Consider the following 21,676-nt stretch of genomic DNA (forward strand, 5'->3'; position numbering starts at 1 on the left):
GAGGCTCTGTTGCTGACGATCCATGTGGCCGAGGCCTCCCCGGAGGCCGCGGTCCTCGTCGACGGCGCGTCCGTCGCGGCGGTCGGCCCGTACGAGGACCTGTCCGCCGTCCGGCCCGACGCACGGGTGCGGCGCTGGCCCGGCATCCTCACGCCCGGCCTGCTCAACCCGTACGGCCCCGAGATCCTGGAGGCCACGTACCACCCGGATCCGCGCGAGGCCGACGAGTTCGGCACCAGGCCGATCGTCGGGGAGCGCGCGCAGGAGATCTTCCGCGCCGATCCGTCCCGGGTCGGGGCGAGCGCGCGGCGCGGCATCCAGCAGCTGTTCGCGCACGGCACGGTCGCCGTGGCCGGGGAGCTGCGGGCCCGCGCCGTGGTGGACGCGGTGCGCAGGGCCGGGCTCGCCCTCGGGCAGCGCCCGCCGAACCAGCCGGGCCCGGTGTCGTTCTCGCCCGTCCCGCTCGTGCTGCTGCCCCGCCTCACGCCGGGCGGGCCCGCGCGGTTCGCCGTGTTCGACGTGCCGGACCGGGCCGCGCTGGCCCGGCAGGGCGCGGCCACCTGCGTCGCCACGGTCGTCGAGGGACGCCTGGTGTACCGGCGCCGCTGACGGTGGTGCCCTGCCCGCCGGGGCCGGGGGCGTACTGCCACAATGGACGCGTGACCCGCGCATCCCTGGACAAGCAGCCGCACGAAGTCGCCTCGATGTTCGACGACGTGGCGGCGAACTACGACCTCACCAACGACGTGCTCTCGCTCGGCCAGGCCCGGCTGTGGCGCAAGGAGGTCGCGAAGGCCGTCGACGCGCGGCCCGCGCAGAAGATCCTCGACCTGGCGGCCGGTACGGCGACGTCCTCCCAGCCGTTCGCGCGGGCCGGCGCGTACGTCGTGCCGTGCGACTTCTCGATCGGGATGCTCCAGGTCGGCAAGAAGCGCCACCCGTGGATGCCGTTCACGGCGGGCGACGCGACGAAGCTGCCGTTCAAGGACGACACGTTCGACGCCGTGACCATCTCCTTCGGGCTCCGGAACGTGCAGGACACGGACTCGGCGCTGCGCGAGATGTACCGGGTGACGAAGCCGGGCGGGCGCGTCGTGATCTGCGAGTTCTCGCAGCCGACGTGGACGCCGTTCCGCACCGTCTACACCGAGTACCTGATGCGCGCGCTGCCGCCGGTGGCCCGCGCGGTGTCCTCGAACCCGGACGCGTACGTCTATCTCGCCGAGTCGATCCGCAGCTGGCCCGACCAGCCGGCGCTCGCGGCCCGCCTCCAGAAGGCCGGCTGGTCGAACGTGGCGTGGCGCAACCTGACGGGCGGCGTGGTGGCGCTGCACCGGGGAACGAAGTAGCCAAGTAGCGGCTCTCGGGCCGCAAAGTGGCGGCTCTCCGGCCGCCAAGTAGCGCTTCGCGCCCGTCCGTTGTGCCGAATCCCCGCCACGGGGAACCGGCCACCGGGAAAGATGTGTCCGTTGAGTACGTGGTGACGGCCGGTCACCGTCGGTGACGGTACGACTTCCGACTTCCCGGATGACGGAGCATTTCCCATGGCGTCGCTCTGCCCGCACTGCGGAGCCCAGGCTCCCGAAGAGGCCCGTTACTGCCTGACGTGCGGGCGCGAACGTGCTTCGGAGGGGGAGCGTCCGGTAACGGCCGTACCGGAGCGGCCACTTCAGGCGCCGGGCGGGGCGCCCGCCCCTGTGGAGTGGCCCGCCCCCGCTGAGTGGACAGCCCCGGACGTGCCTCCGGCCCCTGCCGAGTCACCGGCCCCCACCGAACCGCCCGCTCCCACCGAACCCCCCGCCCCCGCAGGCCCGCCCGACCCCGCCGCGGCGGCCGCCGCCCTGCCCACAGCCACAGCCGCTTCCTCCCCCTACTACGGCCCCCATGCCTTCCAGCCGGCCGCGCCGCAGGCCCCCGCACCCGTCAAGTCCCCGCGGCGCGCCGGAATCTGGGTCGCCACCGTCGCCGGGGCGTTCCTCATCGGGGGCGGTGTGGCCGCCGGAGCGCTCCTGCTCCAGAACGGCGGCGGCAACGACGACAAGGCGGGCCGGGACGACAAGCCCGCCGTCAGCACCGAGCAGCCCGCCGCCACCTCCCAGCAGCCGACTCCGACGCCGACGCCGAGCCCCACCCCGAGCCGGACTCCGGACGCCACGCCCGCCGGGACCCCGGACGCCACGGTCCCGGCCGGTTACCGCAAGGTCGCCGACCCGATGGGCTTCTCCTTCGTCATCCCCGACGTGTGGTCGCGCCAGGGCGTGGCGAACGGCAGCCAGATCACGTACGCGGGCAGCACCGGCGCCGAGCACTACCTCATCGGCGTCATCCCCAACGCGGGCTACACCTCGTACGACAACGTCCTCAACATGGAGAAGCACGCCAAGGAGGACAAGAAGAAGAGCGACTACCAGCGGATCGACCTGCGCCGGAACACCTTCCAGGGGCGGCCGGGCGCGATCTGGGAGTACACGTACCGCGACGAGGGCGGCCGCACGATGCACGGCATCGACCAGTCGTACGTCGCCGAGGACGGCACCGAGTACACGATCTTCCTGGTGGGGCAGCAGAACGTCTGGGCCGACATGAAGAAGACGTACAGGACCGGCCTGGAGTCCTGGCGCCTGACGGGCTGACCCGGCCACCAGCCCCGACGGCACCCTGACGGCAGTCCGGACACCAGCCCGGACGACAGTCCTGACGGCACCCTGACGCCGACCCGACCCGACCCGACCCGACCCGACCCGACTCGGCCCCGCCCGCGACGGACGTCGCTACGTGCCGACCACGGAGTACGGTTCGCCCGGCTCGTCCAGCTCGCGTTGCAGCCCGCCGCCGCGCGGCCCCGGCATACGGGGCTCGTTCACCCCGGCGCCTCCGCCGCCCTCGCCCTCGGGAAAGTCGAACCAGACGGTGACGACGGCGCCGCGGGGCACCTCGGTGTCGGGCAGTGGGTACTGGCGTACGACGTAGTCGACCACGGTGCGACGGAAATCGGGGCGGTCGGGCGCGGCGAGCAGTACGCCGCGCGCCGCCGCGGCCTCGCGCGCGTCGACGGCCATGAGGCCGACCAGTTTCGGTACGCGCACTTCGGGCGTCTTGGGTGTAATGCGCACAGACTTCACCCCCAGCGGTACCCGAAGGGTAGCTCCGCCCGGGCCCCGACCGGAAGCGGCCTACAGCCCCCGCCGTACAGCTCCCTCCGTACGGCCCTCTACAGCTCAAGCCTGAAACAGACGCCCCGGCGCAGGCCCCCCGGCACGGTGAACGTCTCGGCCGGTGTCATCCCGAGCCGCCGCGTCACCGCCACGGACCGTTCGTTGCGCGCGTCGACCATCGCCACCACGCTCCGCACACCGGCGGTCCGTACGCGTTCCAGGGTCGCGAGCGCGGCGGCCGTCGCGTATCCGCGGCCCCAGTGCGCGCGCCCGAGCCGCCAGCCGATCTCGATCTCGCCCGCCGGACCCCACGCGTGCGGCCACGGCTGCGCGCCCGTGAAGCCGATGACCTCGCCGTCCGCGTCGGTCATCGTCCACAGACAGAAGCCGCGCTCCGCGTCGTGCCGCCGCTGCCGCGCGGTCAGCTCCTCGTACACGGACAGCTCGGCCGCGGCCCCGCCGTGGAACTCCATGACCTCCGGGTCGCCGAAGACGCGGTGCCAGGCGAAGGCGTCCTCGTCGGTCGGGACACGGAGCTGTACATCAGGCAGAGCTCGGTTCACAGGGCGGCCCTTCGGCTGGGTGATCGGTACCGCTGCATAGACTGCCCATATCCGGTGCCGCGCGGCACGCAGATTTCGAGTCTTCGGGAGAACCCGCCGTGACCGAGCCCCTCTCCGAGCACAGCGCAGATGTGATCGTCGTCGGGGCCGGGCCAGCCGGCTCGACGACCGCGTACTACCTGGCCAAGGCCGGTCTCGACGTACTCCTCCTGGAAAAGACCGCTTTTCCCAGGGAGAAGGTGTGCGGCGACGGCCTCACGCCCCGCGCCACCAAGCAGCTCGTGTCGATGGGCATCGACATCTCCGAAGAGGCGGGCTGGCTGCGCAACAAGGGCCTGCGCATCATCGGCGGCGGCGTCCGGCTCCAGCTGGACTGGCCGGATCTCGCCTCCTACCCGGACTACGGACTCGTCCGCAAGCGTGACGACTTCGACGAACAGCTCGCCCGCCAGGCGCAGAAGGCGGGCGCGCGCCTGTACGAGCGCTGCAACGTCGGCGCCCCGATCATCGACGACCGCACGGGCCGGATCACCGGCGTGAACGCCAAGCTCGGCGAGGAGAAGCGCGAAGTCACCTTCCACGCGCCCCTCGTCGTCGCCGCCGACGGCAACTCGACCCGACTGTCCCTCGCGATGGGCCTGCACCGGCGCGAGGACCGCCCGATGGGCGTCGCGGTGCGCACGTACTTCGAGTCGCCGCGCCACGACGACGACTACCTGGAGTCCTGGCTGGAGCTGTGGGACCGCCGAGGCGCCCAGGACCGGCTGCTGCCGGGCTACGGCTGGATCTTCGGCATGGGCGACGGCACGTCGAACGTCGGCCTCGGCATCCTCAACTCCTCCAAGGCCTTCCGCGAGCTGGACTGGCGCGAGATCCTGAAGGCCTGGTGCGCGTCGATGCCGGAGGACTGGGGCTACACCCCGGAGAACATGACGACGCCGATCCGCGGCGCGGCCCTGCCGATGGCCTTCAACCGCCAGCCGCACTACACCAAGGGCCTTCTCCTGGTGGGCGACGCGGGCGGCCTGGTCAACCCGTTCAACGGCGAGGGCATCGCGTACGCCATGGAGTCCGGTCAGATCGCGGCCGACGTCATCGTGCAGGCGCACGCCCGCGCGACCGACGCCCAGCGCGAACTCGCCCTCCAGCGCTACCCGAAGGTCCTCAAGGACACCTACGGCGGCTACTACACGCTGGGCCGCGCCTTCGTGAAGATGATCGGCAATCCGAAGGTCATGAAGATCGCGACGCAGCGCGGCCTGACGCACCCGGTGCTCATGAAGTTCACCCTGAAGATGCTCGCCAACCTGACCGACCCCACGGGCGGCGACGCGATGGACCGCATCATCAACGGCCTGAGCAAGGTCGCCCCGAAGGCCTGACCTCCGGGTAAGCCCTGCGCCCGATTTGGCCCCCGCACCCCGCGGGGGTCACCCTGGTCGCATGATTTTCATCGCCGTCAAGTTCACCGCCCGGCCCGAGTACGCCGACTCCTGGCTGGAGCACACCGCCGAGTTCACCCGCGCCACGCGCGCCGAGGACGGCAACCTCTTCTTCGACTGGTCCCGCAGCGTCGAGGATCCGAACCAGTACGTCCTCCTGGAGGGCTTCCGGGACGGGGACGCGGGGGCCGCGCACGTGGGGTCCGACCACTTCAAGGCCGGCCTGGAGACGATGTCCGGCCTGATCGCCTCCGTGCCGGAAATCATCAACACCGAGATTCCGGGCGGAAGTTGGGGCCCGATGGGGGAACTCTCGCCGCAGGACTGAAGTGCGGACGCGGTGTGAGGGTGCTGTGGGCGCTGCCGCGCACCGGGTTACCGGGAGTACCCCGATTCCCTAGCCTGACGCATTCATGTCAGTGATGTGTCATATGTGTCAGGGGGAACGGAATGACCACTTCCACCGGACCGGGCGGACCGACCCGGAGACGGATCCTGGCGGGCACTGGCGCCGCGGTCGGGGCCGCCGCGCTGCCGGCGACCGGAGCCGCGGCAGCCGCCGGCACTCGTACCCGCGTCGCCGTCCTCGGCGGCGGCGTCTCGGGCCTCTCAGTCGCCCATGAACTGGCCGAGCGGGGCTACGCGGTGACGGTCCACGAGTACTACGACGTCCTCGGCGGCAAGGCCCGCTCCATGGACGTGCCGGGCTCGGCCTCGGGGGGCCGCAGGCCCCTCCCCGGCGAGCACGGCTTCCGCTTCTTCCCCGGCTTCTACCGGAACCTGCCCGACACGATGCGCCGCATCCCGTTCCCGGGCGGTGCGGGCGGGGTGCGGGGCAATCTCCGTAACGCCACCGAGGAACTCTTCGCCCGGCACGCGGGCCGCCCCGACCTGCACTTCCCGCTCCGCCGCGTCACGAATCCGCCGACCCTCGGCGCTGTCACGACGACCTGGCTGCGCGACGAGATCACGGCCGCCCTGGACACGGCGACCCGGCTGCCCGCGCACGAGGTCGCGTACTTCGTGAACCGTCTGCTCGTCCACCTCACCAGCTGCGACGCCCGGCGCGAGAGCGAATGGGAGGCCACCGCGTGGTGGGACTTCATCCGCGCCGACGACTTCAGCGAGGAGTACCGCACGGTCCTCGGCATCGGCCAGACCCGCAATCTCGTCGCTACCCGCGCACAGGAGGCCTCCACCCGCACGGTCGGCCGCGTCATCATCGAGGCGCTGATCCTTTGGGGACTGCTCGGCCGCGGCCTCGACGGGCCCGACGCCGACATCGACCGCGTGCTGAACGCCCCCACGAGCGAGGCGTGGATCGACCCTTGGCGCACCCACCTCACCTCCCTCGGCGTCGACTTCCAGTTCTCCAGCGACGTACGGGAGGTGATGTTCGCCGATGGACGCGTCACCGGTGTCCGGATCACTGACCCCGACGGCGGCCGCCCGCGTGTCGTCACCGCCGACTACTACGTCCAGGCCATGCCCGTCGAGCACGCGCGGCCCACCTGGGGTGCCGCCCTGCGCGCGGCCGACCCGCAGCTCGCCCGCTGCGACGGGCTCCGCACAGACTGGATGACCGGGATCATGTTCTATGTGCGGCGGCCCGTTCCGTTGGTGCACGGACATGTCAACTGCCTGGACTCGCCGTGGGCGGTGACGGCCATCGGACAGGCGCAGTTCTGGGACGGGCGGGACTTCGCGGCCGACTACGGCGACGGGCGGGCCGTCGACTGCGTCTCGACGATCGTCTCCGAATGGGATGTTCCCGGCATTCTCTACGGCAAGCCGGCCCGGCAGTGCACCCGCGAGGAGATCGTGGAGGAATGCTGGGCGCAGCTCAAGGACGGCGTGAACGACAGCGGGCGCACGCTCATCGAGGACGCGGACCGGCTGTCCTGGTTCATGGACCCGGCGGTGACGGGGCTGGGCGGGCCCGCCCCCGCCAACCGCGAACCGCTGTTCATCCACCCGACCGGCACCTGGCACCTGCGCCCCACCGCCCGTACGGCGGTGCCGAACTTGTTCCTCGCCGGGGACTACGTCCGCACCGACGTTGACCTCGCCACGATGGAAGGCGCCAACGAGTCCGCGCGGAGGGCCGTCAACGCTCTCCTGGACCAGGATAATTCGGGCGCCGAGCGCTGCCGGATCTGGGAGCTGTACCGCCCGCCGGAGCTCGAACCCCTCAAGCGCGTCGACGAGACCCGCTTCCGACTCGGTCTGCCGAACACTTTCGATCTGGGCTGAGGCGCCCGCGAACGCCGAAGGGCCACCGCTCCCGCGAGGGGAGGGTGGCCCTTCGGCGTTGTTCGGTGCTCAGAGGAGGCGGACAGCGCCGCTCGCCGGGTAGCCGGACAGGTCCTGGATGACAACGCCCTTGGAGGGGTTGGCGGCGTCCAGGTACTGGCCGTTACCGATGTACACACCCACGTGGTACGCCGAGCCTGCGCCGCCCCAGTAGAGGAGGTCGCCGACCTGCAGGTTGGAGAGCGAGACCGGGGTGCCCGTCGTCGACTGCTCCTGCGAGGTGCGGGGGAGGCTCACGCCGGCCTGGCGGAACGCGGCCTGCGTCAGACCGGAGCAGTCCCAGGAGTTGGGGCCGGTGCCGCCCATGACGTACGCGTCGCCGAGCTGCGCCTTCAGGAAGGCGACGACGGACGCGACGCTGCCGCTGGCGGGGATCGAGACGTCCGCCGAGGCGGAGGGGGCGGAGAGCGTGGCGCGGGCGGCGGCGCGCGACGCACGCGCTTCCTCGGCCTTGCGGCGCGCCTCGGCCTCGGCCTTCTTCTTGGCCTCCGCCTTCTTCTCCGCGAGAGCCTGGTCCGCCTTGGCCTGCTTCGCGGCCTTTGCGACGGCCTGGTCCTGCTCGGCCTGCAGCGCATAGGAGTTCGCGGCCTGCTGGGTGGCTTCCGCGGACTGCGCGACCTGGGTGGAGAGGTCGGCCGTGATGGTCGGCATCTCGATGGTCTGGGTCACCGGCTCGGCAGCCTGGGCCGCGCCGGACGCCCCGGCAACGGCCAGGGTGCTGAGGACGCCACCGGCAACTCCGGCGCGCAGGCCGATTTTCGACGCGCTGCGGCGGGGCTTCCGGTGGCTGGGTATGTGAGCGGTGTGGGACATGAGTACAACCGCTATCAGGGCCTCCATGGTTCCTTCAAGAAACGTGTGGTGCGCCACAGTTGCCGTGTCGCCGTGTGAATCCCGGGCGTGGCGGCCTTTATTGACGCCGTAACGGGCAATCCGGACAGGGCCGATCAGGCCTGTGATCATGGGCTTTCCGCAATACGCCCGAATTGCCCGCGGCTTACCATCCGTTGATACCGATGGCCAAGCCCGGTTTCCAAACGGTTACGGCCCATGTGGCGCAGGTCACAAAGGGGCCACCTTCGGGGAGTGGTCGCCTCTCGTGAACGTGTGCACGCGTCCACTTACGTACACACCTCTCCCTCTGACGTGTGAATGCCGTCCACTATCAGCCAGTTGTGTCCAGCGCCAATTTGCTTGTGTGGGCCATCTCTTGATAGGGCGACAGCGCTTCTACCTGGGGTAACGAGCCAAGATGTCACCTCTGGTGATCACTCAGGCGCTTCGCGTGTGAAGATCACCGCTCATCCGACTTCATGATCCTTCGTCAGGTGGTGGAGATCACAAAGCTGTTGGCGCACCCCGTGTCGCAGATCACAGACCGGCGGGCATAGGATGCGGGGCAGTTGGGCTTGTGACCTGCTTCACATGTGGGCGATCTTCGTGCGGTCGGGGGGTGGCTTTCGCGGAAGCGGGGGCGGGTCCGACGTATCCGCCAGCAGTCAGCGCCGACTGAGAGGAGCGAGGAGCGGTGAACGCGTATGCGCCCATCCTCGTACTGGGAGCCCTCGGGGCAGGCTTTGCGATCTTCTCCGTGGTCATGGCCACGCTTATCGGTCCAAAGCGGTACAACCGGGCGAAGCTTGAAGCCTACGAGTGCGGCATTGAGCCGACCCCCACGCCGGCCGGCGGCGGGCGCTTCCCCATCAAGTACTACCTGACGGCGATGCTCTTCATCGTCTTCGACATCGAGATCGTCTTCCTCTACCCCTGGGCCGTCACCTTCGACGCCCTGGGTGTTTTCGGGCTCGTGGAGATGCTGCTCTTCGTGCTCACCGTCTTCGTCGCGTACGCGTACGTATGGCGGCGCGGCGGCCTGGAATGGGACTGAGGGGCCTTAAGCCATGGGACTCGAAGAAAAGCTGCCGAGCGGCTTTCTGCTGACCACCGTCGAACAGGCCGCGGGCTGGGTGCGCAAGTCATCCGTCTTCCCGGCCACGTTCGGCCTCGCGTGCTGCGCCATCGAGATGATGACGACGGGCGCGGGCCGCTACGACCTGGCGCGCTTCGGCATGGAGGTCTTCCGCGGCTCACCGCGGCAGGCCGACCTGATGATCGTGGCCGGGCGCGTGAGCCAGAAGATGGCGCCCGTCCTGCGGCAGGTCTACGACCAGATGCCGAACCCCAAGTGGGTCATCTCCATGGGCGTGTGCGCGTCGTCGGGCGGGATGTTCAACAACTACGCGATCGTGCAGGGCGTCGACCACGTCGTCCCTGTGGACATCTATCTCCCCGGCTGCCCGCCGCGGCCCGAGATGCTGATGGACGCGATTCTCAAGCTCCATCAGAAGATCCAGACCTCCAAGCTCGGCGTGAACGCCGAGGAGGCGGCCCGCGAGGCGGAGGAAGCGGCGCTCAAGGCGCTCCCGACGATCGAGATGAAGGGGCTGCTGCGGTGAGCGACGCGCACAGCGAAGGGGTCAACCCCGAGAAGGACCTCAGCGCGGCCAACCTCCCGGGGCAGCGCGGCGACCAGGGCGAGGAGATCCGCGTCCAGCGCGGCATGTTCGGCGCGAACAACGGCGGCGACACCTCGGGTTACGGCGGCCTCGTCCGCTCGGTCCGGCTGCCGGGCGCCGCCTCGCGGCCGTACGGCGGCTGGTTCGACGAGGTCGCGGACGAGCTGGAGGGGGCCCTGGAGGAACAGGGCCTCGTCCCCGAGAACGCCATCGCGAAGACCGTCGTCGACCGCGACGAGATCACCTTCCACATCGAGCGCGAGTACCTGGTGCGCGTCGCCCACACCCTGCGCGACGACCCGGCCCTGCGCTTCGAGCTCTGCACGGGCGTCAGCGGAGTGCACTACCCGGACGACAAGGGCCGCGAGCTGCACGCCGTCTACCACCTGCGCTCGATCACCCACAACCGGCTGATCCGCCTCGAGGTCAGCGCCCCCGACGCGGATCCGCACGTCCCCTCGCTCGTCGCCGTCTACCCGACGAACGACTGGCACGAGCGCGAGACGTACGACTTCTTCGGCCTGGTCTTCGACGGCCACCCGGCGCTGACGCGGATCATGATGCCGGACGACTGGCAGGGCTTCCCGCAGCGCAAGGACTACCCCCTCGGCGGCATCCCCGTCGAGTACAAGGGCGCCCAGATCCCGGCTCCGGACCAGCGGAGGTCGTACAGCTGATGTCCACTTCTTCTGCTTCTTCTTCTGCTTCGTCGGCGTCGCCTCGGGAGACGACCGAGGGGACCGTGTACACGGTCACCGGCGGCGACTGGGACGAGGTCGTCCAGTCCGCGGCCAAGGCCGACGACGAGCGCATCATCGTCAACATGGGCCCGCAGCACCCGTCCACGCACGGCGTGCTCCGCCTGATCCTGGAGATCGACGGCGAGACGGTCACCGAGGCCCGCTGCGGCATCGGCTACCTGCACACCGGCATCGAGAAGAACCTCGAGTACCGCACGTGGACGCAGGGCACCACGTTCGTGACGCGCATGGACTATCTGACGCCGTTCTTCAACGAGACGGCGTACTGCCTCGCGGTCGAGAAGCTCCTCGGCATCGAGAACGAGATCCCCGACCGGGCGTCGATCATCCGGGTGCTCCTCATGGAGCTGAACCGGATGTCCTCGCACCTCGTCGCCATCGCCACCGGCGGCATGGAACTCGGCGCCACGACGATCATGATCTACGGCTTCCGTGATCGTGAACTGATTCTCGACATCTACGAACTCATCACCGGCCTGCGCATGAACCACGCGTACATCCGGCCCGGCGGACTCGCCCAGGACCTGCCGCCCGGCGCGGTGGACCAGATCCGCGAGTTCGTGAAGAAGATGACGAAGAACCTTCCCGAGTACGACAAGCTCGCCACCGGGAACCCCATCTTCAAGGCCCGTATGCAGGACGTCGGCTATCTCGACCTCACCGGCTGCATGGCCCTCGGCGCCACCGGGCCGATCCTGCGCTCGGCCGGCCTCCCGCACGACCTGCGCAAGGCCCAGCCGTACTGCGGCTACGAGAACTACGACTTCGAGATCCCGACCGCCGACAGCTGCGACTCCTACGGGCGTTTCCTGGTCCGCCTGGAGGAGATGCGCCAGTCGCTGCGCATCGTCGAGCAGTGCCTGGACCGGCTCGCCCCGGGCCCGGTCATGGTCGAGGACAAGAAGATCGCCTGGCCGGCGCAGCTCGCGCTCGGCCCGGACGGCCTCGGCAACTCGCTCGACCACATCAAGAAGATCATGGGCACCTCCATGGAGGCCCTGATCCACCACTTCAAGCTGGTGACCGAGGGCTTCCGGGTCCCCGCCGGGCAGGCGTACGCCGCCGTCGAGTCACCCAAGGGGGAGCTCGGGGTGCACGTCGTGTCCGACGGGGGTACCCGTCCCTACCGGGTCCACTACCGCGACCCGTCCTTCACCAACCTGCAGGCCATGGCGGCGATGTGCGAGGGCGGCCAGGTCGCCGACGTCATCGTCGCCGTCGCGTCCATCGACCCCGTGATGGGAGGCGTCGACCGGTGACCACCACTCCTTCCGATCAGGGCCAGGGCGTCAGCCTGGGCATGCCCCAACTGCCCGCGCCCGACTACCCGGACGACGTACGAGCCAGGCTCGAGACGGACGCGCGCGAGATCATCGCCCGCTACCCGGACTCCCGCTCCGCGCTCCTCCCGCTGCTGCACCTCGTGCAGTCGGAGGAGGGATACGTGACGCGCACGGGCATGCGGTTCTGCGCGGACATGCTGGGCCTGACCACGGCCGAGGTGACCGCGGTCGCGACGTTCTACACGATGTACCGCCGCAAGCCGAGCGGCGACTACCAGGTCGGCGTCTGCACCAACACGCTGTGCGCCGTCATGGGCGGCGACGCCATCTTCGAGGCACTCCAGGAGCACCTGGGCGTCGGCAACGGCGGGACCACCGAGGACGGCAAGATCACCCTCGAGCACATCGAGTGCAACGCGGCCTGCGACTTCGCTCCCGTCGTGATGGTCAACTGGGAGTTCTTCGACAACCAGACCCCGGGCAGCGCGAAGCGTCTCGTCGACGACCTGCGCGCGGGCGCCCAGGTCGAACCCACCCGCGGCGCGCCCCTGTGCACGTACAAGGAGACCGCGCGGATCCTCGCCGGATTCCCTGACGAGCGGCCGGGCGCCGTCGAGGCGAGCGGCAGCGCGGGCCCCGCCTCCCTCATCGGGCTGCGCCTCGCCAAGGGGGAGGCCGCCCCCGCGCGCGTGGTGCACCCGCGTACCTCGGGCCCCCAGGACGTCACGCCGAACGACGAGCCGGAGACCGGCCAGGCCACCGAGGAGGGGGAGTGATGACCTTGGCAGCCGAGATCGACAACAACGACACCAGCCCCGAGAAGCTGCTGGCGCCGGTGCTCTCCGCGTTCTGGGACGAGGAGAAGTCCTGGTCCCTCGACGTCTACCGACGGCACGACGGCTACGAGGGCCTGCGCAAGGCGCTCGCCATGTCGCCGGACGACCTCATCGCCTATGTGAAGGACTCCGGCCTCCGCGGGCGCGGTGGCGCCGGCTTCCCCACCGGCATGAAGTGGCAGTTCATCCCGCAGGGCGACGGCAAGCCTCACTATCTTGTTGTCAACGCCGACGAGTCGGAGCCGGGGACCTGCAAGGACATCCCGCTCCTCTTCGCGAACCCGCACAGCCTCATCGAGGGCATCGTCATCGCGTGCTACGCGATCCGTTCGTCGCACGCGTTCATCTATCTGCGGGGTGAGGTCGTCCCCGTGCTGCGCAGGCTGCACGAGGCCGTGCGCGAGGCGTACGCGGCGGGCTTCCTCGGCGAGAACATCCTGGGCAGCGGACTCGACCTCGAACTCACGGTGCACGCGGGCGCGGGCGCGTACATCTGTGGTGAAGAGACCGCACTGCTCGACTCGCTCGAAGGCCGCCGTGGCCAGCCGCGACTTCGTCCCCCCTTCCCTGCCGTCGCGGGCCTCTACGCGTGCCCCACTGTTGTCAACAACGTCGAGTCCATCGCGTCGGTTCCCGCGATCCTGAACCGGGGCAAGGACTGGTTCAAGTCGATGGGCAGCGAGAAGTCCCCGGGCTTCACGCTCTACTCGCTCAGCGGGCACGTCACCAACCCCGGCCAGTACGAGGCGCCGCTCGGCATCACGCTGCGCCAGCTCCTCGACATGAGCGGCGGCATCCGGCCGGGCCACCGCCTCAAGTTCTGGACCCCGGGCGGCAGTTCGACCCCGATGTTCACCGACGAGCACCTCGACGTGCCCCTCGACTACGAGGGCGTCGGTGCCGCGGGCTCGATGCTCGGCACCAAGGCGCTCCAGTGCTTCGACGAGACGACGTGCGTCGTGCGCGCGGTCACGAGGTGGACCGAGTTCTACGCCCACGAGTCCTGCGGCAAGTGCACTCCGTGCCGTGAAGGGACGTACTGGCTCGTGCAGTTGCTGCGCGACATCGAGGCCGGCAAGGGCTCGATGAGTGACCTCGACAAGCTGAACGACATCGCCGACAACATCAACGGCAAGTCGTTCTGCGCGCTCGGTGACGGCGCCGCGTCCCCGATCTTCTCCTCGCTCAAGTACTTCCGCGAGGAGTACGAGCAGCACATCACGGGCAAGGGCTGCCCCTTCGACCCCGCCAAGTCGACCGCTTGGGCGGACCAGCGCACGGAGGTGAACGCATGACGGTAACCACAGGCGCTCCCTCCGGGGGCGGCGAGGCGGCGGTGCCGCCGGAAGATCTCGTCTCGCTGACCATCGACGGCATCGGGATCAGCGTGCCCAAGGGCACCCTGGTCATCCGCGCCGCCGAACAGCTCGGCATCGAGATCCCCCGCTTCTGCGACCACCCCCTGCTCGACCCCGCCGGCGCCTGCCGTCAGTGCATCGTCGAGGTCGAGGGCCAGCGCAAGCCGATGGCGTCCTGCACCATCACCTGCACCGACGGCATGGTGGTCAAGAGCCAGCTCACCTCGCCCGTCGCCGAGAAGGCGCAGCGCGGTGTGATGGAGCTGCTGCTCATCAACCACCCGCTGGACTGCCCGGTCTGCGACAAGGGCGGCGAGTGCCCCCTGCAGAACCAGGCGATGTCGCACGGCCAGGCCGACTCCCGCTTCGACGGGAAGAAGCGGACGTACGAGAAGCCGGTCGCGATCTCGACGCAGGTGCTGCTCGACCGCGAGCGGTGCGTGCTGTGCGCGCGCTGCACCCGGTTCTCGAACCAGATCGCCGGCGACCCGATGATCGAGCTGATCGAGCGCGGCGCGCTCCAGCAGGTCGGCACCGGTGAGGGCGACCCCTTCGAGTCGTACTTCTCCGGGAACACCATCCAGATCTGCCCGGTCGGCGCGCTGACCTCGGCGGCGTACCGATTCCGTTCGCGCCCGTTCGACCTCGTGTCCTCGCCGTCGGTGTGCGAGCACTGTGCGGGCGGCTGTGCCACTCGTACCGACCACCGGCGCGGCAAGGTCATGCGCCGCCTGGCGGCCAACGACCCCGAGGTCAACGAGGAGTGGATCTGCGACAAGGGACGCTTCGGCTTCCGTTACGCGCAGAAGCCCGACCGGCTGACCACGCCGCTCGTCCGCAACTCCGACGGTGTTCTGGAGCCCGCCTCCTGGCCCGAGGCGCTGGAGATCGCCGCCCGGGGACTCACCTCGGCCCGTGGCCGTGCCGGGGTCCTCACCGGCGGCCGGCTCACCGTCGAGGACGCGTACGCGTACAGCAAGTTCGCGCGCGTGGCGCTCGACACGAACGACATCGACTTCCGCGCGCGCGTGCACAGCAGTGAGGAGGCCGACTTCCTGGCCTCGCAGGTCGCAGGGCGCGGGCGTGACCTCGACGGCGTCGGCGTCACGTACACCTCCCTGGAGAAGGCGCCCGCCGTCCTTCTCGTCGGGATCGAGTCCGAGGAGGAGGCGCCCGGCGTCTTCCTGAAGCTGCGCAAGGCGTGGCGCGGGCACGGCCAGCGGACGTTCGGGCTCGCCCCGTTCGCCACCCGGGGTCTGGAGAAGGCGGGCGGCACGCTGCTGCCGGCCGCGCCGGGCACCGAGACGGAGTGGCTGGACGCGCTCGCCTCCGGCTTCGGCCTGGAGGACGGCGGCGCGGAGGCGTCCGAGGCGCTGCGCGCCGAAGGCGCCGTCATCGTCGTCGGCGAACGGCTCGCCTCCGTACCGGGCGCCCTGACCGCCGTCGTACGGGCCGCGACCGCGACCGGCGCCCAGCTGGTGTGGATTCCGCGCCGGGCCGGGGAGCGCGGCGCGATCGAGGCGGGCGCCCTGCCGTCGCTGCTGCCCGGCGGACGCCCGGCCACCGACCCGCGCGCTCGGGAGGAGGTCGCCGCCGCTTGGGGCGTGTCCGAACTCCCGCACCGCTACGGGCGCGACATGGGCCAGATCGTCGAGGCGGCCGCCGGCGGCGAGCTGCGGGCGTTGGTCGTCGCCGGTGTCGAGGTCGCGGACCTGCCGGACCCGGCACGCGCGCGTGAGGCACTGCGCGAGGTCGCGTTCGTCGTCTCCCTGGAGCAGCGCCCCAGCGAGGTCACGGACCGCGCGGACGTCGTCTTCCCGATCGCCGCGGTCGCCGAGAAGGCGGGCACGTTCCTCAACTGGGAAGGCAGGGCACGCCTCTTCGAGGCCGCGCTCAAGCCCGACCACATGACCCGCACCCTGGCGCCCACCGACGCGCGGGTGCTCCAGATGCTCGCTGACTCCATGGACGTGCACCTGGGACTGCCTGATCTGCGGTCCGCGCGCGGGGAGCTGGACCGGCTCGGCGGCTGGACCGGGCCGCGCGCGACGGAGCCCCTGGAGACGTCGGTGCAGCCGCCGCGGCCCGCCAGTGGTGAGGCCGTTCTCGCGGGGCACCGGCTCCTGCTCGACCAGGGCCGCCTCCAGGAGGGCGACGACGCGCTCGCCGGGACGCGGCACGCGGCCCACGCGCGCGTGTCCGCCGCCACGGCCTCCGAGGCGGGCGTCAAGGACGGTGACGTACTCGCCGTCACCGGACCGGCCGGGACGGTGCGACTGCCGCTCCAGGTCACTGAGATGCCGGACCGCGTCGTGTGGCTCCCGTTGAACTCCACCGGCGGGGGCGTCGCCTCCGACACGGGAGCGGTGCCCGGCGAACTCGTCCGGATCGGTCCCGCGGGCATCGACGAGGCCAAGGAGGTGCAGTCATGATCCCGCTCGCTCTCGAAGACCTCTCGCTTTTCGGCCGCGACCCCTGGTGGCTGGTCGTGATCAAGGCGGTCTTCTGCTTCGCCTTCCTGATGGTGACCGTGCTGTTCTCCATCGTGTGGGAGCGCAAGGTCGTCGCCTGGATGCAGCTGCGCATCGGCCCCAACCGGCACGGCCCCTGGGGCATGCTCCAGTCGCTCGCCGACGGCATCAAGCTGATGCTGAAGGAAGACGTCGTCGTCAAGCGCGCCGACAAGGTGGTCTACATCCTGGCGCCGGTCGTCGCCGCGATCCCGGCCTTCATGGCGATCGCCGTGATCCCCTTCGGGCCCTCGGGCAACGAGGTGTCGATCTTCGGCCACCGTACGACGATGCAGCTCACCGACCTGCCGATCGCGATGCTCTACATCCTCGCGGTCGCCTCGGTCGGCATCTACGGGATCGTGCTCGCGGGTTGGAGTTCCGGATCGACCTACCCCTTGCTGGGTGGTCTGCGGTCCTGCGCGCAGATGATCTCGTACGAGATCGCGATGGGCGCCGCGTTCGCCTCGGTGTTCCTCTACTCGGGTTCGATGTCGACCTCGGAGATCGTCGCCCAGCAGCACGACCGCTGGTACATCGTGCTCCTGCCGGTCTCGTTCCTGATCTACATCATCACGATGGTCGGCGAGACGAACCGCGCACCCTTCGACATGCCGGAGTCCGAGGGCGACCTCGTCGGCGGCTTCAACACCGAGTACTCGTCGATCAAGTTCGCCCTGTTCATGCTCGCCGAGTACGTGAACATGGTGACGGTCTCGGCCGTGTCGGTGACGCTCTTCCTGGGCGGCTGGCGGGCCCCGTGGCCGGTGTCCACCTTCTGGGAGGGCGCGAACCACGGCTGGTGGCCGATGCTCTGGTTCGTCATCAAGGTCCAGCTCCTGCTGTTCTTCTTCATCTGGCTGCGCGGCACGCTCCCGCGCGTGCGCTACGACCAGCTGATGAAGCTCGGCTGGAAGGTCCTCATCCCGGTCTCGGTGGTCTGGCTGATGCTCGTCGCCACCGTGCGGACGCTGCGGAACCAGAACTACGACTTCGCCTCGATCGCCCTGTACGTGGGCGGCGGTGTACTCACCCTGCTGCTGCTCTCGTTCGTCGTCGACATCTTCAGGGACCGCGGCGGCAAGGAACGTGCGGAGCGCGAGGCGGCCGCGGAGCCCGCGGCCTTCGACCCGATGGCGGGCGGCTTCCCGGTCCCGCCGCTGCCCGGCCAGACCCCGCCGGCTGTGCCGCGCCGACGCCCGCGCAGGGAGCGGGAGTTGATTGTCAGTGGCGGGCCGGATACTGCCAGTGACGGAACTGATGACGGTTCTCGTGACGGAAAGGAGGCGTCCCATGGCTGAGGAGTCGACGGAGGGCGGGCAGATCAAGCCCGGTTTCCAGAATCCCGTGGCCGGCTTCGGCGTGACCTTCAAGGCCATGTTCAAGAAGCGGCTGACGGAGCAGTACCCGGAGCAGCCCAAGACCACGGCCCCGCGCTTCCACGGCCGGCACCAGCTCAACCGTCATCCGGACGGCCTGGAGAAGTGCATCGGCTGTGAGCTCTGCGCGTGGGCCTGTCCCGCGGACGCGATCTACGTGGAGGGCGCGGACAACACCGACGAGGAGCGCTACTCGCCGGGCGAGCGGTACGGCCGCGTCTACCAGATCAACTACGCCCGCTGCATCCTGTGCGGCCTGTGCATCGAGGCGTGCCCCACGCGCGCGCTGACGATGACGAACGAGTTCGAACTCGCCGACAGCAGCCGCGAGAACCTGATCTACACCAAGGAGCAGCTGCTCGCCGGCCTGGAGGAGGGCATGGTCGACACGCCTCACTCGATCTTCCCCGGTACGGACGAACAGGACTACTACCGGGGCCTGGTGACCGAGGCCGCGCCCGGCACGGTGCGTCAGGTGGCCGTATCCAAGGGCGAGAAGCCGGAACCCGAGGGGGCGGGCGCATGACTCAGCTCGCCGCCGCAGCCACTCTTTCTGCTGGGACCTCCACGGGTGAGGCCTTCCAGTTCTGGGTTCTCGGCACCTTCGCGGTGCTCGGCGCCCTGTGCACGGTCCTGATGAAGAAGGCGGTGCACAGTGCGCTGTGCCTCGCCGGGACCATGATCGTCCTGGCGATCTTCTACCTGGCCAACGGCGCCTACTTCCTGGGCGTCGTCCAGATCATCGTCTACACCGGCGCGATCATGATGCTGTTCCTCTTCGTGGTCATGCTCGTCGGCGTCACCGCAGCGGACTCCCTGAAGGAGACCATCAAGGGCCAGCGCTGGCTGGCCCTGCTGTGCGGCCTCGGCTTCGGGATCCTGCTGATCGCGGGCATCGGGAACGCGTCGCTCCACCATTTCAACGGCCTCGGCAAGGCGAACGCCGGGGGGAACGTGCAGGGCCTGGCAGCCCTCCTCTTCACGAACTACGTCTTCGCCTTCGAGATCACCGGCGCCCTGCTCATCACGGCCACCCTCGGAGCGATGGTGCTCACGCACCGCGAGCGCACCGAGCGGGCCAGGACGCAGCGCGAGCTGGCCGAGCAGCGCGTGCGCGAGGGCAAGCACCTGCCGCCGCTGCCCGCCCCCGGTGTCTACGCCCGGCACAACGCGGTGGACATCGCGGGCCTGCTCCCCGACGGCACCCCGTCCGAGCTCACGGTCAACAGGACGCTGCGCCAGCGCGGTCAGATCCGCGACGTGTCGGCCGAGGCGCTCGGCGATCTGAAGGCCCTGGAGCAGCGCTCTGCCGAGCGCCTTGAGAGGCCCGAGGAGGCGTCGAAGTGAATCCGGTCAACTACCTGTATCTCGCCGCCCTGTTGTTCACGATCGGCGCCACCGGCGTGCTCATCAGGCGGAACGCGATCGTCGTGTTCATGTGCGTCGAGCTGATGCTCAACGCGTGCAACCTCGCGTTCGTCGCGTTCTCCCGGATGCACGGCAATCTCGACGGCCAGATCATCGCCTTCTTCACGATGGTCGTCGCCGCCGCCGAGGTCGTGGTCGGGCTCGCGATCATCGTGTCGCTGTTCCGTTCCCGCCACTCGGCCTCGGTCGACGACGCCAGCCTGATGAAGCTGTAAGGGGTCGCTGCACAGTGGAAAACCTGATCGCGCTGCTGGTAGCGGCGCCACTGCTCGGAGCGGCCGTACTGCTGTGCGGCGGACGGCGGTTGGACCGTGTGGGCCATCTGCTCGGCACGCTGCTCGCGGCCGCCTCCTTCGTCATCGGTGTCGTGCTCTTCGCCGACATGCTCGGCAAGAACGCCGACGACCGCACCTTCACCCAGCACCTGTTCAGCTGGATCCCCGTAGAGGGCTTCCAGGCGGACGTCTCCTTCCAGCTGGACCAGCTGTCGATGACGTTCGTGCTCCTGATCACCGGTGTGGGCTCGCTGATCCACATCTACTCGATCGGTTACATGGAGCACGACGAGCGGCGCCGCCGCTTCTTCGGCTACCTGAACCTGTTCCTCGCGGCGATGCTCCTCCTGGTCCTCGCCGACAACTACCTGCTTCTGTACGTCGGCTGGGAGGGCGTGGGCCTCGCCTCGTACCTCCTGATCGGTTTCTGGCAGCACAAGCCCAGCGCGGCCACCGCGGCGAAGAAGGCCTTCCTGGTCAACCGCGTGGGCGACATGGGCCTGTCGATCGCTGTCATGCTGATGTTCACGACGTTCGGGACGTTCGCCTTCGGGCCGGTCCTCAAGTCGGCGGAGGAGCACCTGGGCGGCGGCGCCACGCTGACGGGCATCGCCCTGATGCTGCTGCTCGCCGCGTGCGGCAAGTCCGCCCAGGTGCCGCTGCAGTCCTGGCTCGGCGACGCGATGGAGGGCCCGACCCCGGTCTCGGCCCTCATCCACGCGGCGACGATGGTGACCGCCGGTGTCTATCTGATCGTCCGCTCCGGCGCGGTGTTCAACGCGTCGCCGGACGCACAGCTCGTCGTGGTCGTCGTGGGTGCGGTCACGCTCCTGTTCGGTGCGATCGTCGGTTGCGCGAAGGACGACATCAAGAAGGCGCTGGCCGGCTCGACGATGTCGCAGATCGGCTACATGGTGCTCGCCGCGGGCCTCGGCCCCATCGGCTACGTCTTCGCGATCATGCACCTGGTGACGCACGGCTTCTTCAAGGCGGGCCTCTTCCTCGGCGCCGGTTCGGTCATGCACGGCATGAACGACGAGGTGGACATGAGGAAGTACGGGGCCCTCAGGAAGTACATGCCGGTCACGTTCGTCACGTTCGGCCTCGGCTATCTCGCGATCATCGGCTTCCCCGGTCTGTCCGGCTTCTTCTCCAAGGACAAGATCATCGAGGCGGCGTTCGCGAAGGGCGGCACGGAGGGCTGGATCCTCGGTTCGGTGGCCCTGCTCGGCGCGGCCATCACCGCGTACTACATGACGCGCGTGATGATCATGACGTTCTTCGGTGAGAAGCGCTGGCAGCCCGATGGCGAGGGCCACGAGCCGCACCCGCACGAGTCGCCGAAGTCCATGACGATCCCGATGATCGTGCTCGCCGTCGGATCCGTCTTCGCGGGTGGCTTCTTCAGCATCGGCGACCGCTTCCTGCACTGGCTGGAGCCGGTCACCGAGCACAGCCACGGGAACGCGCCGATCAGCGCCACGACCGTCACCGCGGCCACCATGGTGGTCCTGGTCGTCGGCGCGGGTCTCGCCTACCTCCAGTACGGCCGGCGCCCGGTCCCCGTCGTCGCCCCGCGCGGCTCGCTGCTCACCCGGGCCGCCCGCCGCGACCTCCTCCAGGACGACTTCAACCACGTGGTCCTGGTCCGCGGCGGCGAACACCTCACCCGCTCCCTGGTCTACGTCGACCACACCCTGGTCGACGGCGTGGTCAACGGGACGGCGGCCTCGGTCGGCGGGCTCTCCGGCCGGCTGCGCAAGCTCCAGAACGGCTACGCCCGCTCGTACGCCGTCTCGATGTTCGGCGGTGCGGCACTCATCGTCGCCGCGACCCTGCTGATGAGGGCGGTCTGAT

At 69.7% G+C, this 21,676-nt stretch carries 21 protein-coding genes and 1 pseudogene; 19 read left to right on the top strand and 3 right to left on the bottom strand.

Features of this window, described 5'->3' with window-relative positions; translation table 11 throughout:
- Positions 1-9 precede the first annotated feature (9 nt).
- The 4 genes and pseudogenes from EOT10_RS36530 (at position 10) to EOT10_RS36545 (ending at position 2,633) form a co-directional block, all read left to right on the top strand.
- A complete protein-coding gene (locus EOT10_RS36530; protein ID WP_127832698.1) occupies positions 10-609 on the top strand; it encodes a hypothetical protein in 600 nt (199 codons plus the stop codon).
- A 50-nt stretch (positions 610-659) separates the two neighbouring features.
- Positions 660-1,349 (top strand): demethylmenaquinone methyltransferase, encoded by a 690-nt coding sequence (locus EOT10_RS36535; RefSeq protein WP_127832699.1) that lies wholly within the window; start codon positions 660-662, stop codon positions 1,347-1,349.
- A 195-nt stretch (positions 1,350-1,544) separates the two neighbouring features.
- A pseudogene (locus EOT10_RS43285) lies at positions 1,545-1,613 on the top strand (zinc-ribbon domain-containing protein); the annotation flags it as partial.
- A gap of 123 nt (positions 1,614-1,736) precedes the next feature.
- A complete protein-coding gene (locus EOT10_RS36545; RefSeq protein WP_189492560.1) occupies positions 1,737-2,633 on the top strand; it encodes a hypothetical protein in 897 nt (298 codons plus the stop codon).
- Between the two features lie 138 nt (positions 2,634-2,771).
- Here the strand turns inward: EOT10_RS36545 and EOT10_RS36550 are convergent, their stop codons facing one another.
- Entirely contained in the window at positions 2,772-3,113 is a 342-nt protein-coding gene (locus tag EOT10_RS36550; protein ID WP_127832702.1) for a PASTA domain-containing protein, read from the bottom strand.
- Between the two features lie 98 nt (positions 3,114-3,211).
- Complete coding sequence (locus tag EOT10_RS36555; protein WP_127832703.1) at positions 3,212-3,718, bottom strand: GNAT family N-acetyltransferase; 507 nt, start codon at positions 3,716-3,718, stop codon at positions 3,212-3,214.
- A gap of 98 nt (positions 3,719-3,816) precedes the next feature.
- Between EOT10_RS36555 and EOT10_RS36560 the strand changes: the two genes are divergently transcribed.
- The 3 genes from EOT10_RS36560 to EOT10_RS36570 all read left to right on the top strand — a co-directional run bounded on the left by EOT10_RS36560 (position 3,817) and on the right by EOT10_RS36570 (position 7,413).
- Positions 3,817-5,100: a geranylgeranyl reductase family protein gene (locus EOT10_RS36560; RefSeq protein ID WP_127832704.1), complete on the top strand. Its 1,284-nt coding sequence runs from the start codon at positions 3,817-3,819 to the stop codon at positions 5,098-5,100.
- A 61-nt stretch (positions 5,101-5,161) separates the two neighbouring features.
- A complete protein-coding gene (locus EOT10_RS36565; RefSeq protein WP_127832705.1) occupies positions 5,162-5,488 on the top strand; it encodes a putative quinol monooxygenase in 327 nt (108 codons plus the stop codon).
- Positions 5,489-5,610: 122 nt separating this feature from the next.
- Positions 5,611-7,413 (top strand): hydroxysqualene dehydroxylase, encoded by a 1,803-nt coding sequence (locus EOT10_RS36570; protein ID WP_127832706.1) that lies wholly within the window; start codon positions 5,611-5,613, stop codon positions 7,411-7,413.
- Positions 7,414-7,482: 69 nt separating this feature from the next.
- Here EOT10_RS36570 and EOT10_RS36575 read toward each other — a convergent pair whose 3' ends face one another.
- The gene (locus EOT10_RS36575) at positions 7,483-8,286 is read right to left on the bottom strand and encodes a C40 family peptidase (RefSeq protein ID WP_127832707.1); all 804 of its coding nucleotides are present in this window, start codon (positions 8,284-8,286) and stop codon (positions 7,483-7,485) included.
- A gap of 715 nt (positions 8,287-9,001) precedes the next feature.
- Between EOT10_RS36575 and EOT10_RS36580 the strand changes: the two genes are divergently transcribed.
- The 12 genes from EOT10_RS36580 to nuoL are packed head-to-tail and all read left to right on the top strand — an operon-like array spanning position 9,002 to position 21,675.
- Entirely contained in the window at positions 9,002-9,361 is a 360-nt protein-coding gene (locus tag EOT10_RS36580; protein WP_007383963.1) for an NADH-quinone oxidoreductase subunit A, read from the top strand.
- A gap of 13 nt (positions 9,362-9,374) precedes the next feature.
- Positions 9,375-9,929, top strand: coding sequence for a NuoB/complex I 20 kDa subunit family protein (locus tag EOT10_RS36585; RefSeq protein WP_016640165.1), 555 nt, complete (start codon positions 9,375-9,377; stop codon positions 9,927-9,929).
- The gene (locus tag EOT10_RS36590; protein ID WP_127832708.1) at positions 9,926-10,666 is read left to right on the top strand and encodes an NADH-quinone oxidoreductase subunit C; all 741 of its coding nucleotides are present in this window, start codon (positions 9,926-9,928) and stop codon (positions 10,664-10,666) included. The genes EOT10_RS36585 and EOT10_RS36590 overlap by 4 nt, the downstream gene beginning before the upstream one ends.
- Positions 10,666-12,009 (top strand): NADH-quinone oxidoreductase subunit D, encoded by a 1,344-nt coding sequence (locus EOT10_RS36595; protein WP_127832709.1) that lies wholly within the window; start codon positions 10,666-10,668, stop codon positions 12,007-12,009. The genes EOT10_RS36590 and EOT10_RS36595 overlap by 1 nt, the downstream gene beginning before the upstream one ends.
- A 41-nt stretch (positions 12,010-12,050) precedes the next feature.
- A complete protein-coding gene (gene nuoE, locus EOT10_RS36600) occupies positions 12,051-12,809 on the top strand; it encodes an NADH-quinone oxidoreductase subunit NuoE (RefSeq protein WP_127832741.1) in 759 nt (252 codons plus the stop codon).
- Entirely contained in the window at positions 12,806-14,164 is a 1,359-nt protein-coding gene (gene nuoF, locus EOT10_RS36605; RefSeq protein WP_189492564.1) for an NADH-quinone oxidoreductase subunit NuoF, read from the top strand. The genes nuoE and nuoF overlap by 4 nt, the downstream gene beginning before the upstream one ends.
- Positions 14,161-16,659, top strand: a complete 2,499-nt coding sequence (locus tag EOT10_RS36610) for an NADH-quinone oxidoreductase subunit G (protein ID WP_127832711.1) — start codon at positions 14,161-14,163, stop codon at positions 16,657-16,659. The genes nuoF and EOT10_RS36610 overlap by 4 nt, the downstream gene beginning before the upstream one ends.
- Positions 16,656-18,038 (top strand): NADH-quinone oxidoreductase subunit NuoH, encoded by a 1,383-nt coding sequence (gene nuoH, locus EOT10_RS36615; RefSeq protein ID WP_127832712.1) that lies wholly within the window; start codon positions 16,656-16,658, stop codon positions 18,036-18,038. Before EOT10_RS36610 ends, nuoH begins: the two co-directional genes overlap by 4 nt.
- Positions 18,031-18,642, top strand: coding sequence for an NADH-quinone oxidoreductase subunit NuoI (gene nuoI / locus EOT10_RS36620; protein ID WP_127832713.1), 612 nt, complete (start codon positions 18,031-18,033; stop codon positions 18,640-18,642). Before nuoH ends, nuoI begins: the two co-directional genes overlap by 8 nt.
- Positions 18,639-19,463: an NADH-quinone oxidoreductase subunit J gene (locus EOT10_RS36625; RefSeq protein ID WP_127832714.1), complete on the top strand. Its 825-nt coding sequence runs from the start codon at positions 18,639-18,641 to the stop codon at positions 19,461-19,463. Before nuoI ends, EOT10_RS36625 begins: the two co-directional genes overlap by 4 nt.
- Positions 19,460-19,759 (top strand): NADH-quinone oxidoreductase subunit NuoK, encoded by a 300-nt coding sequence (gene nuoK, locus EOT10_RS36630; RefSeq protein WP_004927567.1) that lies wholly within the window; start codon positions 19,460-19,462, stop codon positions 19,757-19,759. The genes EOT10_RS36625 and nuoK overlap by 4 nt, the downstream gene beginning before the upstream one ends.
- Positions 19,760-19,773: 14 nt before the next feature.
- A complete protein-coding gene (nuoL, locus tag EOT10_RS36635; RefSeq protein WP_127832715.1) occupies positions 19,774-21,675 on the top strand; it encodes an NADH-quinone oxidoreductase subunit L in 1,902 nt (633 codons plus the stop codon).
- Position 21,676: the final 1 nt, after the last annotated feature.

Origin of the sequence: Streptomyces antnestii (genome assembly GCF_004005495.1) — a bacterium.
GTDB classification, from domain to species: Bacteria; Actinomycetota; Actinomycetes; order Streptomycetales; family Streptomycetaceae; genus Streptomyces; species Streptomyces antnestii.